This window comes from Corynebacterium sp. AOP40-4SA-5, assembly GCF_052377355.1.
Taxonomy (GTDB): Bacteria; Actinomycetota; Actinomycetes; order Mycobacteriales; family Mycobacteriaceae; genus Corynebacterium.
This window is the reverse complement of record NZ_JBQSWS010000020.1, coordinates 16,729-33,270: the sequence shown is the minus strand read 5'-3', so window position 1 is coordinate 33,270 and position 16,542 is coordinate 16,729. Positions and strand designations below refer to the sequence as shown.

The 16,542-nt window shown below is 70.8% G+C and carries 14 protein-coding genes; 6 read left to right on the top strand and 8 right to left on the bottom strand.

All coding sequences use genetic code 11. The annotated features are described in order from the left end of the window. Positions 1-11 precede the first annotated feature (11 nt). From ACT3S3_RS11765 to ACT3S3_RS11745, 5 genes are read right to left on the bottom strand one after another with little or no spacing between them, the layout of a single operon-like run. Positions 12-1,349: an alkylhydroperoxidase domain protein gene (locus ACT3S3_RS11765; protein WP_301442655.1), complete on the bottom strand. Its 1,338-nt coding sequence runs from the start codon at positions 1,347-1,349 to the stop codon at positions 12-14. Beyond that, complete coding sequence (locus tag ACT3S3_RS11760) at positions 1,346-3,028, bottom strand: dipeptide ABC transporter ATP-binding protein (RefSeq protein ID WP_301442663.1); 1,683 nt, start codon at positions 3,026-3,028, stop codon at positions 1,346-1,348. Before ACT3S3_RS11760 ends, ACT3S3_RS11765 begins: the two co-directional genes overlap by 4 nt. A 14-nt stretch (positions 3,029-3,042) precedes the next feature. After that, a complete protein-coding gene (locus ACT3S3_RS11755; RefSeq protein ID WP_441578976.1) occupies positions 3,043-3,879 on the bottom strand; it encodes an ABC transporter permease in 837 nt (278 codons plus the stop codon). After that, the gene (locus ACT3S3_RS11750) at positions 3,876-4,817 is read right to left on the bottom strand and encodes an ABC transporter permease (protein WP_301442661.1); all 942 of its coding nucleotides are present in this window, start codon (positions 4,815-4,817) and stop codon (positions 3,876-3,878) included. Before ACT3S3_RS11750 ends, ACT3S3_RS11755 begins: the two co-directional genes overlap by 4 nt. A gap of 17 nt (positions 4,818-4,834) precedes the next feature. After that, positions 4,835-6,550: a TIGR04028 family ABC transporter substrate-binding protein gene (locus tag ACT3S3_RS11745; protein ID WP_444626823.1), complete on the bottom strand. Its 1,716-nt coding sequence runs from the start codon at positions 6,548-6,550 to the stop codon at positions 4,835-4,837. Between the two features lie 99 nt (positions 6,551-6,649). Here ACT3S3_RS11745 and ACT3S3_RS11740 point away from each other — a divergent pair, with 99 nt between their 5' ends. From ACT3S3_RS11740 to ACT3S3_RS11725, 4 genes are all read left to right on the top strand, one after another. Continuing rightward, entirely contained in the window at positions 6,650-8,656 is a 2,007-nt protein-coding gene (locus ACT3S3_RS11740) for an FAD/NAD(P)-binding protein (protein ID WP_301442653.1), read from the top strand. 3 nt (positions 8,657-8,659) lie between these two features. Then, positions 8,660-9,268 (top strand): DNA-3-methyladenine glycosylase, encoded by a 609-nt coding sequence (locus ACT3S3_RS11735; RefSeq protein WP_444626821.1) that lies wholly within the window; start codon positions 8,660-8,662, stop codon positions 9,266-9,268. Between the two features lie 160 nt (positions 9,269-9,428). Continuing rightward, positions 9,429-9,848 carry a hypothetical protein gene (locus ACT3S3_RS11730; protein WP_301442651.1) on the top strand — a complete coding sequence of 140 codons (420 nt, stop codon included), beginning with the start codon at positions 9,429-9,431 and terminating at the stop codon, positions 9,846-9,848. Between the two features lie 411 nt (positions 9,849-10,259). Next, entirely contained in the window at positions 10,260-11,285 is a 1,026-nt protein-coding gene (locus tag ACT3S3_RS11725; protein WP_301443893.1) for a zinc-dependent alcohol dehydrogenase, read from the top strand. A gap of 12 nt (positions 11,286-11,297) precedes the next feature. Here the strand turns inward: ACT3S3_RS11725 and ACT3S3_RS11720 are convergent, their stop codons facing one another. Genes ACT3S3_RS11720 through ACT3S3_RS11710 form a run of 3 tightly spaced genes read right to left on the bottom strand, consistent with a single transcriptional unit; the run spans position 11,298 to position 13,680 of the window. Continuing rightward, positions 11,298-11,627, bottom strand: coding sequence for a YdeI/OmpD-associated family protein (locus tag ACT3S3_RS11720; RefSeq protein WP_301443894.1), 330 nt, complete (start codon positions 11,625-11,627; stop codon positions 11,298-11,300). A gap of 53 nt (positions 11,628-11,680) precedes the next feature. After that, the gene (locus ACT3S3_RS11715) at positions 11,681-12,427 is read right to left on the bottom strand and encodes a hypothetical protein (RefSeq protein ID WP_301443895.1); all 747 of its coding nucleotides are present in this window, start codon (positions 12,425-12,427) and stop codon (positions 11,681-11,683) included. Continuing rightward, positions 12,424-13,680, bottom strand: a complete 1,257-nt coding sequence (locus ACT3S3_RS11710) for a cystathionine gamma-synthase (RefSeq protein WP_301443896.1) — start codon at positions 13,678-13,680, stop codon at positions 12,424-12,426. Before ACT3S3_RS11710 ends, ACT3S3_RS11715 begins: the two co-directional genes overlap by 4 nt. 107 nt (positions 13,681-13,787) lie before the next feature. Between ACT3S3_RS11710 and ACT3S3_RS11705 the strand changes: the two genes are divergently transcribed. Next, positions 13,788-14,405: a sugar O-acetyltransferase gene (locus ACT3S3_RS11705; protein ID WP_301443897.1), complete on the top strand. Its 618-nt coding sequence runs from the start codon at positions 13,788-13,790 to the stop codon at positions 14,403-14,405. A 147-nt stretch (positions 14,406-14,552) separates the two neighbouring features. Beyond that, positions 14,553-16,418, top strand: coding sequence for a hypothetical protein (locus ACT3S3_RS11700; RefSeq protein WP_441578975.1), 1,866 nt, complete (start codon positions 14,553-14,555; stop codon positions 16,416-16,418). Positions 16,419-16,542 lie beyond the last annotated feature (124 nt).

Sequence of the window (16,542 nt, the reverse complement as noted above, 5' to 3'; positions counted from 1 at the left end):
CACGGTACGCCCTACCGGAAGCGCGCCGGAAGTTCCGGTTCCCCGAGCGACAGCATCAACCGGTTGGCCCAGTTGAAGAACGCCGCACCGTTGATCACGTCGACAATGGAGGCGTCGTCCAGCCCGGCGGCGCGCAGCCGTTCCACGTGATCCCGACAGAAGTCCACGGGAGTGCTGGTCAGCGCCACGGAGGCCTCGGCGATGGCGTTCCACGCCTCGGATCCCAGGTCCGGCAGGGAGTCGGGGCCGACGGCCTCGTCGCAGAGCCGCTGGACGTCGTCCTCCCGGCCGGTGGACTCCTGCAGGGCGCGCCCGGTGTGCACCGAGGCGCAGTAGACGCAGCCGTTGTAGCGGCTGGTCACCGCCGCGGAGATCTCGCGCTCGGCACGTCCGGCACCGTCGGTGACGTTGTAGAAGATGTCCTTGTCGGTCAGGGTGCGCGCCTCCAGCGCGTCCGGGTCGCGGGCGAGCAGGCGGAAGTAGGACGACTTCGCACGCATCGGGTCGACCAGGGCGGTGCGCTGCCGCTCGGTGAGCTCGTCCTCCTCCACCGGCGGCACCCACGGCTGCCAGCCCAGGCTGTGGCTGACGAACCGGGTGGGACGGTGCAGGTCCGGGTAGGTCAGGACGTCGAATGCGCCGCCGGTGAGCGGTGCGGGGCCGCCCGGTTCCTGTGCTCGCTCCTGTGCCTTCCCGCGGCGGCGGACGGGACCGGCGGCGAGCGGCATGTACATCGCGTCCGCCGCCTTCAGGGCGAACAGCCCCGCCGCGGCGCGTATCTGGAAGCAGAGGAAGGAGATCAGCTGCGCCAGGCTCACCACCTGCGTGGGCGTCCACCCCGACCAGGCCAGGGGAGCAAGGCGCTCCGGTCGACTGTCGCGAGGGTGGAAGACCAGCAGGTGGGCGAACTCGAGGGCGGCGGTGAGTTTCTCGCCGAGCACCCCGCGCACGTGCGGGTCCACGCTGAACTCCGGGCCGGGCACGGATTCCCCGGCCAGGTCCGGCTCGCGGTAGGTGCCGTACGGCCCGACCGTGAGCCCTGCCTGCACGGACTCCGCCACCGCGGTGGCGACCGCGTCCTCCACCACGTCGCCGAGCAGGTCGGCGTAGAAGTCAGCGGCCTGGCCCTGGTGCAGCCCGGCGACGAAGGCGGCCACCACGTACCGCTCGGTGTCGGTGAAGCCAGAGCCGTCATCCTCGCCGTCGCCGGCCTCGAGCAGCACCCGGAAACTGTGCTGAGCGTTCGTCCGGGCCTGCGACCGGTTGCGCCGCAGTTCGGCGACAGGCTCTCCGGGGTTGATGCCGGCGAGGAGTTCGATGATGTCTGCGCTGTCTGTGCTGTCGCTCATAGTCCCAGGTTAAGTCCTCCGGAGCGGTAGCGCCGCCCCGGAATCGCGTCGAGTAGTCGGATGGTGAAGTCGCTGGTCGGACGCTCGAAGATGTCCTCGGTGCGCCCGGACTCCACCTGGCGGCCACCGGACATCACCGACACCGTGTCGGAGATCTCGCGCACCACCGCCAGGTCGTGGGAGATGAAGACGTACGTCAGCCCGAGCTCGCGCTGCAGCTCGTCGAGCAGGTGCAGGATCTGCGCCTGCACGGTGACGTCCAGGGCGGACACCGCCTCGTCGAGCACCACCAGCTCCGGGTCGAGGATCAGGGCGCGGGAGATCGCCACACGCTGGCGTTGCCCGCCGGAGAGTTCCGCGGGACGCCGCTCGGCCATGCCGGAGCCCGGCGCGCCGAGGGCGACGCGGTCGAGCATCCCGTCCACCCGCCCACGGACCTGCGCCCGCGACAGGTCGGTGAGGTTCTGCAGCGGCTCACCGATGATGCGTCCGATGCTCTGGCGCGGGTCCAGCGAGCTGTAGGGGTTCTGGTAGACCATCTGCACGCGTCGTCGCAGTTCACGGCGACCCTTCGCATCCAGGGTGTCCACGCGCGTGTCGCCGAGGCGCACCTCGCCGGACGTCGGACGCCGGAAGGCGGTCACCGCCCGGCCCACGGTGGACTTGCCCGAACCGGACTCCCCGACGATGGCGTGGGTGGTGCCCGGCAGGACGGAGAAGGAGACGTCGTCCACCGCGACGGCGTCCCCGAACTCCTGGCGCAGGCCGGTGACCTGCAGCAGCGCCGGGGTGCCGTCCTGCGGCGTCGCGGGACGGTAACTCGCCGCCTCCACGGCGCTGACCAGCGACGGGGCGTCCGCAAGCAGTCGGCGCGTGTAGTCGTCGCGCGGGTCGGTGAGCACGCGGTCGGTCGGGCCGTCCTCCCGCACCTCCCCGGAACGCATCACGACCAGCTCGTCGGCGCGGTCGCCGGCGACGGCGAGGTCGTGGGTGATGAACAGCACGCCCAGGCCCAGCTCGTCACGCATGCGGTCGAGCAGGTCCAGGATGGTGCGCTGCACCGTGACGTCCAATGCGCTGGTCGGCTCGTCGGCGATGAGCAGGTCCGGTTCCAGCGCCAGGGCCGCGGCGATGAGTGCGCGTTGCTTCATGCCGCCGGAGAGTTCGTGCGGGTACTGGGAGTAGCGGCGCTCCGGGTCGTCGATGCCGACGGTGTCCAGCAGCTCGACGACCTTGGCACGACGCTCTGACCGGGAGCTGCGGCCGTGGATGCGCAACCCCTCGCCCACCGACTCGCCGACGGTCTTCACCGGGTTCAGCGAGTTGTTAGGGTCTTGTGGGATCAGCCCGATGCGCTTTCCGCGTACCGTGCGCCACTCGCGGCGACCCAGGTCGCGCAGGCTGCGTCCTTCCAGCAGGATCTCGCCGGACACCGTGGCGTTGTCCGGCAGCAGGCCGAGGGTGGCCATCGCCGAGGTCGACTTGCCGGAGCCGGACTCCCCGACGATGGCGGTGACCCGCCCGCGGCGGACGGTGAGGTTGACGTCCTTCACGGCGTGCACCTCGCCGCGGCGCGTCCGGTAGGACACCGCCAGGTCGCGGATCTCCAGCAGCGGCGTCTCGGCAGGACGCGGCGCGCGTGCGCGCTCGTCGTGCCAGGAGCCGTCGTCCCAGTCCATTGCTTCCGTCATGTTCAGGACTCCTTCCGCAACGACTGGCTCAGATGGTTGGTGGCCAGCACGACCAGCACGATCGCCAGGCCCGGCAGCACCGTGAGCCACCAGGAGGTGGCGATGAAGTCGCGGCCCTCGGAGATGATCAGGCCCCACTCCGGCGTGGGCGGCGGCGCACCGTAGCCCAGGAAGCCCAGGGTGGACAGCTGCAGGATCGCGCTGCCGAACTGCAGTGCCGCCAGGGCGACCACCGGGGTCAGCGAGTTCGGCAGGATGTGACGCCACAGCACCTGCATGGCCGTGCCGCCGGAACCGTACGCCGCCTCGACGAAGTCGCTGCCGGCCACGCTGAGCACCTGGGAGCGCGCCAGTCTGGCGAACACCGCGACGTTGGTGACACCCACCGCGACCGCGGCGTTGAAGGTGCCGTAACCCAGCAGGATGATCACCGCCAGGCTGAGCAGCAGCGACGGGATGGACAGCAGGACGTCGACCACGCGCATGACCAGGGCGTCCAGCCAGCCGCGGCGCGCGCCGGCGAGCAGGCCCAGCAGGGAGCCGGCGACCATGCCGACGAGCACGGCGAGCAGCGCGCCGGCCAGCGACTGGCGCGCACCCCACACCACCCGCGTGTAGAGGTCGCGTCCGACCGCGTCCGTGCCGAACCAGTGCTCGGCGGACGGGGCGAGCAGCGGCGCGGTCTCCCCGGAGGACGTCGGGTCGCCGGAGGCGAACACACCCGGCACGAGTGCCCAGGCGACGGCGACGAGCACCACCGCGCCGGAGAGCCACACGCCGGGGCGGAGGGTTCTGAGGGTCTTCAGGGTCTTCAGGTTCTTCAGGTTCATGCTCGTCATGCCGTCACCGTCCTGCGCAGTCGGGCGTCGAGGACCGGGTAGAGCAGGTCCACGATCAGGTTGACCAGGATGAACGCCGCGGCGGCGAGCACGACCACCGCCATGAGCACCGGGGTGTCCCGGGTGGAGACCGCGTCCACGGTGGCCGCGCCCAGACCCGCCCGGTCGAAGACGGCCTCGGTGACCACCGCGCCGCCGACGAGTTCACCGAAGGTCACCCCGGCGATGGTCAGGGCGGGCAGGGCGGCGTTGCGCATCACGTTGCGCCACAGGATCCACTGCTCCCCGGCGCCGCGCGCCCGCACCACGGTCACGTAGGGCTGACGCGAGGCGTCGTCGATGCCGCGGATGAGCACCTGCGCGATCGGCGCGGACAACGGCAACGCCAACGCGATCGACGGCAGGATGAGTTCCTGCACCGCACTGGCGTGGATCACCGGCACCCAGGTCAGCTGGAAGCTGAACGTCTGGATCAGGATGATGCCCAGCCAGAACGCCGGCAGGGAGATGAACAGCGGCGGCAGCGCGCGCAACGCGCCGCGCACCCAGCCGAACCGGGAGGACGTCGCGGCCACCGCGATCACCACGGCCACGACCACGGCCAGGACGAAGCCGGTGAGCGCCAGGGTCAGGGTGCTCGGCAGCGCCTCCCCCAGCATCGTGGACACCGGGGTGCCGGTCTCCATGGAGTAGCCGAAGTCGCCGCGCAGCATGCCGGTCAGCGAGTTCCAGTAACGGGTGAGCACGGGTTCGTCCGCGCCGTAGGACTCGCGCATCTGCGCGATCTCCTGCGGCGACAGGCCGAGCTCCGGGTTGGCGTAGCGGGTCTGTACCGCGTCCCCCGGCAGGGCGGTGAGCAGGATGAACGCCAGGGTGAAGGTGGCCCAGAGGACCAGCAGGGACTGGCCGATGCGCCGCAGTACGGCGCCGGTGGTCAGGGAGTCCATGGTGTCTGTCAGCCCTCCTGCTCTTCTGTGGCACCGGTGTCGAGCGTGACCGGGTAGAACCACGGCCGCCCGATCGGGTCGGTGGTGAAGCCGTGCACGTAGTCCTGCACGCCGTAGACCTGCGGTTCCTCGAAGAAGGGCAGCACGTACGCCTGCTCGGTGAGGTAGTCCTGCACGTCACCGCTGGCCGCGGCGCGGTCCTCCTCGTTGACCGATCCGGACACCTTGAGCAGCAGTTCCTCGAGTTCCGGATCGCCGACGGACTCGTCGTCGGCGTCGAAGTTGAGCAGCTGGTTGCGGTTCTGCGAGTAGTACTGGCTCTTGATCACGTCGTAGTCGGCGCGCCCGACCATGGTCACGTTGAGCTGGATGAGGTCCTGGTCGACCTGCGCTGCCTTCTGCGCGACGACGTCACCGGGGTACAGGTTGACCTCCACGCCGATGTCACGCAGCTGCTCCTGGACCATGGTCACCACCTCCCGGGTCCGCGGCTGCTGCGCGGAGTCGTTGGCGGTGAGGCTGAGCCGCTGGCCGTCCTTGACGCGCACGCCGTCGGCACCCGGCACCCAGCCGGCCTCGTCGAGCAGGTCGCGGGCCCGCTCGGGGTCGAAGACGTAGGCGTCCTCCTGCTCGCGGTAGCCCGCCGTGGTGCTGGCCAGCGAGGAGGTCGCCTTGGTGTAGGAGTCGCTGAACAGGGAGTCCAGGATCCGGTCGCGGTTCACCCCGGCGATGATCGCCTGACGCACCCGGATGTCGCTGAGCAGCGGGTGACGGAAACGCAGGGCGAGCTGGTTGTTCACCCCGTTCGTCGGCGCGGACAGCACCTCGATGCCCTCGTCGGCGAGGTGCTGCTCCTCCGGGGCCTCGATCTGGCGGGCCACGTCGCCCTGGGCGGTCTTGAGCCCGCCGACGCGCACGCTGTCCTCCTGGGTGACGACCACGCTGACCCGGTCGATCTGTGCCGCACCCTGCTGGTCGTCGGCGGCGTCGCGGCCCTGCGGCGCCCAGTCGTAGTCGTCCCGGGCGTCCAGCGTGACCTCGGTGTTGAGCTGTTCGTCGGCGACCACGAACGGTCCGGAGCCGACGACGGACGTCGCGCTGCCCGGCGCGAAGCCCTCGTCGGACTGCGCCAGACTGGAGTCGGCGAGCAGCCCGGCGTTGAAGGAGCTCGTGGCCTGCGCGAAGCCGGGCTCCGGGTCGGCGAAGTGGAAGCGCACGGTGGTGTCGTCGAGGACCTCGCCGCGCTCGTAGCTGCTGATCTGCTCCGACGACGCCAGGCCGCGGTCCGGGTCGCCGAGCGCGAAGAGGTCGAAGTTGTCGACCACGTTCTGCGCGGTCAGCGGCGTGCCGTCGGAGTAGGTGACGTCGTCACGCAGGGAGAAGGTGTACTCGGTGGCGTCGTCGTTGACCTCGGGCAGGTCCGTGGCGATCCACGGGTGCAGCTCCAGGGTCTCCGGGTCCTGCCACAGCAGCCGGTCGGTGATGTTGTTGAGGATGCCGCCGTTGGGGTAGAAACCGGCGGCCGGCGGGTACAGGGAGGTGAACGGCAGGGACTCCAGGTACACCAGTTCCCGTGCGCCGGCGTCCCGGTCGCCGGACGACCCGCAGGCGACGAGGGACGCCGCGAGGGCGACGGCGGTCACGGCGGCGGCAACCGGGGCGAAAATCGTGCGGTTCCTGCGGTTCGTGCGGGTGGTGCGGCGTGACGGGTGCAGCGGCGGCATGGGCGTTTTAGTGCTTTCAACAGAACTGAACAGATCTGTCTGTTCTTCCAGGGTGCGCCCACCGTAACACAACAGTTTGCGACCGATACCATGGTGGTCATGAACGCCTTAGCAGTCATCGGCGGGGGCCCGCGCGGCATCTCCGTCCTCGAACGGCTCAGCGCCCTGGTGCGCGACCGGCACGCAGCGTCCGGCGCGTCCGGCACGTCCGAGCCTGTCACGGTGCACCTCGTCGACGACGTCGCCGTCGGCACCGGCCGCGTCTGGCGCACCGACCAGACCCGCACGCTGTGCATGAACACCCTGGCCGACGCCGTCACCCTGTTCACCGAACCCGGCTCCACCGTGACCGCCCCCGTACTCGAGGGCCCCACCATGTACGAGTGGATCCGCCTGCTGCGCGGCGAGGAACTCACCGGGCCGGCCGGCACCGCGAAGTCCGAGCTCTTCCACGCCCACCCCGGCCTCGTGCCGGAGGAGGTCGGCGTCGACTTCGCCGCGGAGCTGGCGTCCAGCCGCCCGGAGTCCCACCCCTCGCGCGCGCTCTACGGCCACTACCTGCGGTGGGTGTACGACGTCGTCGTCGCCCGCCTGCCCGAGGGCCTCGTCCTGCGCACGCACACCACCCGCGCCACCGACGTGCGCGCCACGTCCGACGGCCGCGACCGCATCACCCTCGCCGACGGCACCACCCTCGACGTCGACGCCACCGTGCTCGCCCTCGGCTGGACCGACACCGAGCCCGACGCCCTGGAGACCTTCACCGCCCAGTCCGTGGAGCACTACCCCGAGCTGACGTGGGTTCGCCCCGGAAACCCCGCCGACCAGGACGTCTCCGCGCTGCCCGCGGGGCAGGACGTGCTCGTCCGCGGCCTCGGCATGGGCCTGTTCGACCTCATGGCCATGGTCACCATCGACCGCGCAGGACGCTTCGTGCCGGACGCTTCGGCGCGTTCCGGCCTGCGCTACGAGGCCTCCGGCGACGAACCGCGCCTGGTTGTCTCCTCCCACCACGGATACCCCTACCAGCCCAAACCCGTCTACGACGCGCTGCCGCCGGCAGCGCGCATGCCGCGCTTCCGCGCCGAGCTCGCCGCCGTACCGTCCGACGCGACCGCCGGCTCCGTCGACTTCGGCGAGCGCCTGTGGCCCGCGCTGCTGCGCGACGCCCACGAGGCCTACTACCGCATCCTGCTGCAGGACGCTCCGTCGGCACTCCAGCAGGTGAGCAGCGTCATCGATGCCTCGGACGACCCCTGGAACCTGCACGAGGACCCCGCGCTCGCCGCCCTCGTCCCCGACGCCGCCGACCGCTTCGACATTCCCGGCTACGCCGACCCCGTCGCCACCTACGTCCGCTCGCGCGACAGTGCCCCCACCATCGACGAACTCACCGCCCACATCGGCGACCGTCTCGCCACCGACCTTCACGAGGCGTCGCTCGGCACCGCCTCCGCGGTCAAGGCCGGACTGCAGGTCATCGGCTCCGCCCGCAAACCCGCCCAGGTCGCCGACCAGCCCGGACGCTTCACCCTGGAGTCCCGGCGCGGTGCCTACGCCGAACTACGACGCGTGGGCCAGATGGTCGGCTCCGGGCCGCCGGCGTTCCGCACCGCCGAACTGCTCTGCCTCGTCGACGCCGGCTACGTCCGCTTCCTCGGCGGCCACCCCACCGTGGTCGTCGACCCCGAGGCACCGGCGTTCCTCATGGCCTCCGAGACCACCGGGGACGTCAACGTCTCCTCCACCACGCTGGTCGACGCCTGGCTGCACAAACCCGCCGTGCGTGACACCGCCTCGCCCGTCACCGCCGCACTGGTGCGCGACGCCCGGCTGCGCCCCTTCGTCTTCACCGGCGGCGCCGACGAGACCGGGCAACCCGCCGAGGTGGCGTCCAAGGCCCCGGAGGTCGACCTGGCGACCTCCCGGCTGGTGCACGTCGACGGCAGCCCGGACCCGCGGGTGCACATGCTCGGCATCCCGCTGCAGGAGGTCCGCGCCGACATGACCATCTCCCCCATGCCCCGCACCGACCCGCTGATGCTGCAGGAGACCGACGCCGCGGCCGTGTCTGCGCTGGGTGTGCTGGGCGCCGCCGGGAAATAGCCCATGGACATCGACTTCTCCCGGGCGCCGGAGACCGTGGCCCCGCAGCTGCTCGGCGCCACCCTGCGACGCACCACTGCCGAGGGCACCGTCGCCGTGGAGTTGACCGAGGTCGAGGCCTACCCCGGGGTGGGCGACCCCGCATCGCACACCTACAATGGTCCGACTCCGCGGTGCGTGACCATGTTCGGCCCGCCCGGGCGGCTCTACGTGTACGCCAGCTACGGCATCCACCGCGCCGGCAACCTCGTGTGCCGCGACGAGGGCACCGGTGCGGGGATCCTGATGCGCGCAGGACGCGTCGTCGAGGGTCTTGACCTGGCCCGTTCCCGCCGCGGCCCGAAACCCACCGACGACGGCCTGGCCCGCGGCCCCGGCAACCTCGGCGCCGTCCTCGGCCTCGACCTGGACCTGGACCTCAACGGCTCGGAGATCAGGCAGGACGATGCGGAAGACGCTCCCGGCTTCACCCTCACCGCGGCGTCCTCCCCGGTCGAGCAGGTCGCCGGGCCGCGGATCGGGATCTCGAAGAACGTCGACGCACCACTGCGCTTCTGGATCCCCGGCGACCGCACGGTCACCACCCCGCGCAGCCGCCCACGCACCCCCTAGCGTCCGGCCACCTCCCCACCACCTCCCCACCGTGGAAATAGTCGCCCTCCCAGGAAGCACTTCGGCCCGAATCCCTACCTGGAAGGGTGAGGATCCTGCAGGGGTCTTTCTCCGACCATGACGCCGACCCCCCCGGCACGTACGTAGGCTGGATTCCACCATGACACCCACACCACGCTCCGCCTCAGCGAACACCGAGTCCCGCGACGGTTGGACGAGCGTCGACGGCCTCGCCGACGCCCACCCCGGCACGGTGAAGTCCGACTACGAGATCCCCCGCACCGACTACACGCAGGCGAAACCCGCGGTGGAACGGCTCGCCAGAGAGGACGGGGTCACCGTGGTCCGGTTGGCCTTCCGCGACGGCGACGTGATGGCCGACCACAGCGCCGCCGCCCCGATCCTCATCCTCGGGCAGGTCGGCACCGTCGAGGTCGAGATCCGGAACGAGGAGACGGAGAGCGACGTGGTCGTCGTGTCGCCCGGGTCGGCGGTCCACATCGAGGCCGGCCGCGTGCACGAACTCCGCGCCGCGGCCCCCGCCACCGTCACGCTCCTGGTGCTCCACGGCGAAGCCTGACACCGTCCGCGGCCACGTCGGCGGAGATACTGACGTCGACATAACAACATCGACACAGCTTTTCCTGTCCAGTGGGATCTTCCGGAACTCTTCCCCGGTTGACGTCCCGCCTCCACCCCCGCCTGCACCGCCGCCCACCCACACCGCAACCCCCACCACAGGGCCCCGGCAGCATCCCTCCTACCTGGACCGGGAGCGCCGGCCCCGCCTCCAGGCCCCTGGCGTGGCGCTCCCGCACCCCCGGGAGCATCCCCCCCCCGCTAAGCACGCCGTCGTACGGACCCCTGCCGCAACCACCTCTGTCGTTGTTAGCGTCCCCCACACCGCATCCCCGGAACGCCACCCGGGACGCCGATCTGTTTCTCGGCCCGGGACGCGGACCACCACACCCCACCGGAAGGGACCTACACCATGACCGACCAACTGCACGCCGCCGTCGTCGAGAAGTTCCACGACCCGCTCACCCTCAAGGACATCGACCGTCCGACCCCGGACCGCAACCAGGCGCTGGTGAAGCTCATCGCCTCGGGGGTCTGCCACACCGACCTCCACGCCGCCCACGGCGACTGGCCGGTCAAGCCGGAGCCCCCGTTCGTCCCCGGTCACGAAGGCGTCGGCGAAGTCGTCGAGCTCGGTCCCGGCGAGCATTCCGTCCAGGTCGGTGACACGGTCGGCAACGTGTGGCTGTGGTCGGCATGCGGGGAGTGCGAGTTCTGCCGTACCGGGTGGGAGACCCGTTGTCTGTCGGCGGAGTACGGCGGCTACACCGTCGACGGTTCGTTCGGCACCTACATGCTCGTCGACACCCGCTACTGCGCCCGTATCCCGGAGGGCTCGGACCCGGTCGAGGTCGCACCGGTCCTCTGCGCCGGGGTCACCGTCTACAAGGGGCTGAAGGTCTCGGAGACGAAGCCGGGCCAGTTCATGGTCGTCTCAGGTGTCGGCGGGTTGGGGCACGTGGCCGTGCAGTACGCGGTGGCCATGGGCATGCGTGTGATCGCCGTGGACATCGCCGAGGACAAGCTCGAGCTCGCGAGGAAGTACGGCGCGGAGTTCACCGTCAATGCCAGGGACGGTGACCCCGCTGAGGCGATCCAGGATTTCACCGACGGCGGGGCGCACGGCGTACTCGTCACCGCGGTGCACCCGCAGGCGTTCGGCCAGGCGATCGGCATGGCCCGCCGCGGTGGGACGATCGTATTCAACGGGTTGCCTCCGGGGGAGTTCCCGGCGCCGATCTTCGACATCGTCCTCAAGGGGCTCACGATCCGCGGTTCACTGGTGGGCACGCGCCAGGACCTGGTGGAGGCGTTGGACTTCTACGCCCGGGGCCTGATCCACCCCACGGTCCACGAGTGCTCGCAGGAGGACATCAACACCGTCCTCGGGAACCTGGAGGAAGGCACGGTCGACGGTCGCATGGTCATCCGCTACTGACCGCGCACCCGCTCACCGGTGCTTGCAGCCGGGCCAGCAGCAGGGACGCCGCTTGCCCTCCTCGAGTTCCTCACAGGTGCGGCGGATCCGGCGGGCACGGGTCGGAGCCTGGCGGGCGTCCTCGACCCAGCAGATGAACTCGTTGCGCGCCAGCGGGGTGATGTCCTCCCACAGAGGCAGGACGCTGCGGGCGATCGCCGGGGCACCGTCGTCGCCCGGGCCGCGGTCGCCGCCGAGGATGGCATCGCGCAGGTCATCGGGCAGATCATGGACCACGCCGCCGGAGACAGTTCCGGGGACGGCCGCGGTGTCGGTGGGGGTCGTGCCTGTGGTGTCGGTCATGGTCACCGACGCTACCCCCACCGGCATTCGACCGGTGAGCCGATCACGACCGATCACACGCGGAAGTCCTGCACCGCGGTCCAGGCCGGGTCGGGTTCGTCCGTCACGGCGGCGTCGCCGAGGTCCCAGGCGGAGGCGACGGTGCGCAGCGTGTTCAGCAACGAGCGGTCCGCCACGGTCGGCGCGGTGGAGTCCAGGTAGAAGTGCAGCGTGACCTGCGACTCCGTGGTCTCTGCGACGGCGAGCACGCCCGCGCCGTTCTCCTCGACGGTGGCGACCAGGGCGTCCTGCACGCCGGCGGCGAGGTCCTCGATCTGCGCCATCGTCAGGTCGGACGCCGCGAGCGGGTCCGTACCCAACGTGATCGGGACGTGCAGGTCACAGCCGGGCGCGACCACGGGCGACAGCGGCAGGACGACCCGGGCGACGCCCTGGGTCCCGTCACGTTCCACGCGCAGGACGCCCCGGGCGGGGCGCCCGTCCGGGTCCAGCGCGGCCGCGGCCATGCCGTCCACGCGCCGGCGCAGCTCGTCGACCGACACGGCCCCCTCGGGACTGTGGTCGGTGACGCTGACGCGTCCCAGCCAGGCGGCGGCGCGGTCGGCGCCGAGGACGTCGTCGAGCATGCGCGCGGCGGTCGCCACGTCCGGAGCGTCCTGCGCGGGGGCGTCGGCGCCGAACAGGGAGCGGCGCATCGCCGCGGTGGCCACAGACCCCCAGTTCGGGTGCCACACCTGCACGTTGAGCACGGTGTGACCTGCGGTGACGCCGGTGCGGCAGAGGGCGGGGTCGGGCGTCACAGGGCGTCCAGCGCCTGTTCGAGGTCGGCGAGGAGGTCGTCGATGTTCTCGATGCCGATGGAGATGCGCACCAGGTCGTCCGGCACCTCCAGGGCGGAGCCGGCGGCGGACTGGTGGGTCATCTTCGCCGGGTGCTCCAGCAGCGACTCCACCCCGCCGAGCGACTCCGCCAGGCAGATCAGGCGGGTGTTCTCGCAGAACTGCAGCGCCGGGGCCTCGCCGCCGGTGAAACGCACGGAGACCATCGCGCCGAAACCGTCCATCTGACGTGCGGCGACGTCGTGGCCGACGTGCCCGGGCAGACCCGGGTAGAGCACCTGGGAGATCTCCGGGCGTCCCTCCAGGAACTCCGCGACGGCCTGGGCGTTGGCGCAGTGGCGGTCCATGCGCACGCCGAGGGTCTTGATGCCGCGGTAGGTGAGGTAGGCGTCGAAGGGGCTGGGCACGGCGCCCACGCCACCCTGCAGGAAGAGCAGCTCGCCGTCGAGGTCCTCGTCGTCGGTGACGATCACGCCGCCGACCACGTCCGAGTGCCCGCCGAGGTACTTCGTGGTGGAGTGCATGACCACGTCCGCACCCAGCGCCAGCGGGCGCTGCAGGTACGGGCTAGCGAAGGTGTTGTCCACGATCAGCTTCGCCGGGTGGTCCTTCATCCCCTCCGCGGTGGCGGCGATGTCGGTGATACCCAGCAGCGGGTTGGTGGGGGTCTCCAGCCAGACCAGCGCGGTCTCCGGACGCAGCGCGGCGGTGACCTGCGCGGTGTCGGCGGTGTCGACCACGGACACCTCCACGCCCCAGTCGCGGTAGGTGGTGTCGAGCAGGCGGAAGGTGCCGCCGTAGGCGTCGTTGCCGAGGATCACGTGGGCGCCCGGACGCAGCAGTGCGCGCAGGACGGTGTCCGTGGCGGCCATGCCCGAGGAGAAGGCACGGCCGAACTTCGCGCCCTCCAGCGCGGCGACGGTCTCCTCCAGGGCGGTGACCGTGGGGTTTCCGCACCGCGAGTACTCGAAGCCGCCACGCAGCTGCGCCACGCCGTCCTGCGCGTACGTCGTCGAGGCGTAGATCGGGGCGTTGATCGCACCGGTCTGACCGTCCGGCTCGTAGCCGGCGTGGATGGCGTTGGTGTCGAAGCCGAAGGGACGTCCCGTGGCGTCCGTCAGGCGGTCGCCGGCCTGCAGGGCAGCGGCGCGGCGTGCGGCGGTGCCGGCGTCCGCACGCGACTCGTGCTCGTGGGAGTGGTCGTCGCTGCTCATGGGTGCTCTCCTGTGCTGGTCGGCTGCTGAAAATATTTCGCGTGGCCATCCTATCGAACCGAGCGGTCTACCTCAGGACGCACCCCGGGGTGTGGCAGGCTGGGCAGATGAGTGACAGCACAGACGCCACAGCCACCACGGCCACCACGGCCACTTCCCTGCGTGCCGCCGTCGACGCCGACCCGCGCAGCATGTGGGAACGCATGGTCGCCGGCGAGTACTACCTCGCCGACGAGCCGGACGTCGCCGCACGCTCGGCGTGCTTCCGGCTGTCGCAGACCGACCCGGCGAACGCGGACTCCTGGGACGCGCAGGTCCGCGACCTGCTCGGCCACGTCGGCGAGCGGAGCCAGGTGTGGCCCGGGTTGCGCGTGGACTACGGCACGAACGTGCACCTCGGCGACGACGTCTTCATCAACGTGGACGCCACGATCCTCGACGTCTGCCCGGTGCGCATCGGCGACCACTGCCAGATCGGCCCCGGCGCGCAGTTCCTCACCCCGCTGCACCCCCTGGAGGACCACGAACTGCGGGCGACCGGCTGGGAGTACGGCGCGCCGATCACCCTGGGGCGCAACGTGTGGTTCGGCGGCCGGGTGACGGTGTGCGCGGGCGTGACGATCGGCGACAATGTGGTGGTCGGGGCGGGTTCGGTGGTGACCCGCGACCTGCCGTCGGACGTGCTGGCCGTGGGGACGCCCGCCACGGTGGTGCGGGAGCTCTGAGCATGGCCTGAGACCGCGCGAAGTCGGATACCCACGGGGGTACCGGTGTTACCAGTGTTACTTATGTGACTCATGTGACGTATGTTGCGTAGGAGAAACCTCCTCTCCTGCCGCACCCTCCGTCCCCGCAGCCCCGAAGGCCCCACCGTGACCTGTCCCCGCCGCCCCCGCCCGTTGCGCCGCATCGCCGCAACCACCACCGCCGTCGCCACCGCGCTCGCGCTCGGCGCCGCCCTGCTCCCCACCGCCACCGCGCAGGACGCACCGGACGACCAGCAGGACGTCCAGGTCGACACGTCCAACGTGGACGTCGACCTCGGCGGTTTCCAGGACCTCCTCGAGAACGAGATGATCCTCGACTACGTCGAGCTCTGCCAGTCCGGCGACGAGGCGTCCGACGCGACCGAGGTGACCGCCGTCGCCGACTGCAGCCAGTCCACCGGCGACGGCATCGCCGTCGTCCTGCCCGAGAACATCGAGGTCGGCTCCGCCGCCGAGGAGATGACCATCGACCTCGGCGACGACATCTCCATCCTGGGAATGACCCTGGAGCTCGGTGAACGCAACCTCATCGAGATCCTGAGCGCCGTGGTCCTGGACCAGGACAGCCTCAGCCCCCTCGTCAGGCGGACCATCACGGCCCTCGGGTACCCCAACATCGAACCGCGACGGCTCGGCGCCTACAGCACCTACGCGCAGGTCCAGCAGGACGCCGCGCTGCCGGTCAACATGGTCACCGAACGGTACTGCAGCGGAGTCGTGATCGCCGGCCGCTGCCTGGGGTCCTGGCGCGAACGCACCACCGACACCAACCTCGCCACGCGCACCGACGCGCTGAAGATCGCCGGGTACCTCACCGGCGAGACGTACGACTACACGCAGCCCGTCGAGCTGCCGGAGCGTCCCGCACCGCGTGGCACGTCCACCGTGGCCGGGGACGGCACCCAGGTCGCCGCGTCCATGCGCGGCGGTGACGCCACCGCCGAGGCCAACGAACTCTTCGGCCTGCCCGGCATCGCCCTCGCCGCCGCCGACGAGGAGCGCAGCTCCATCGCCTACACCCGCCTCGGCTTCGCCTCCGCCATGAACATGGACACCGACGAGATCGGCCTGACCTGGTTCGGACGTGCCCTCGACTTCGACCGCCTGCGCGAGGACGGCATCGCCGACTTCGCCGGGGAGGACGTCGAGGACATGCTCGACACCGTCGACGACCTCGAGGTCCCCGCGCTCAAGGAGGTCAGCTGCTTCGGCCTGAACTCCCGCGCCACCGCCGAGGGACTCGGCAAGTGCACCAACATCCTCGGCACCGTCGACACCTACCAGGACCTGCGCGACCCCGAGGTCGGCGAGCACCGCCAGAGCCAGGTCGGCCTGACCGACGTGAGCTCCCTCGTGCTCGGCAACGACGCCCTGCTCAAGCAGCTCACCGGCGAGACCGAGGACACCCCGTTCCTCGACGACCTGATGCACAACGTCACCTCCGAGGACGACCGTCTGAAGTTCGCCAAGGACTTCGTGCGTCTGACCTCCGACACCTACACCGACGAGGTCGAGACCCCCGTGCTCGACGACGACGGCAACCCCGTCCTCGACGACAACGGCGAGCCCGTCACCGAGATGACCACGCGCACCACCAGCGCCGCCTGGCTGACCAGCGACTACGGCTTCCGCGACCCGATCACCGTGGAATGGCTCGGACAGCGCGTGGTCTTCTTCCCCGCCGTCGAGGTCAACGGCGACGAGCGGCCCAACTACCTCAGCCTGCCGGAGATCGAGGCCGTCGCCGACGACGCCGACGCCGGACTGCTCCCCAAGGTCAGCCTGGTCACCTGGGACAACGCCTTCGGTCTGGGCACCGTCGCGCTGGACGACCTGACCCGCCCCGACCTCATCCTCGCCAACTGGCTCGACAGCGTCACCCTCGTCGACGACATCGTGTGGCTCAGCGAGCTGCTCGGCAGCGGGGACGGCGGTGCCGGCACAGACGTTGCGGAGGCGCTCGCGCCGTAACCGCCGACCCGGCTCGCGGCGTCCTACGCGGGACGTCCTGTGCGAGGACGGGGACCAAGTTGGACCTGGGAGCGTTGAGTCGACCAACTCAGAGCTCCCAGGTCCAACTTGGTACCCCTGCACC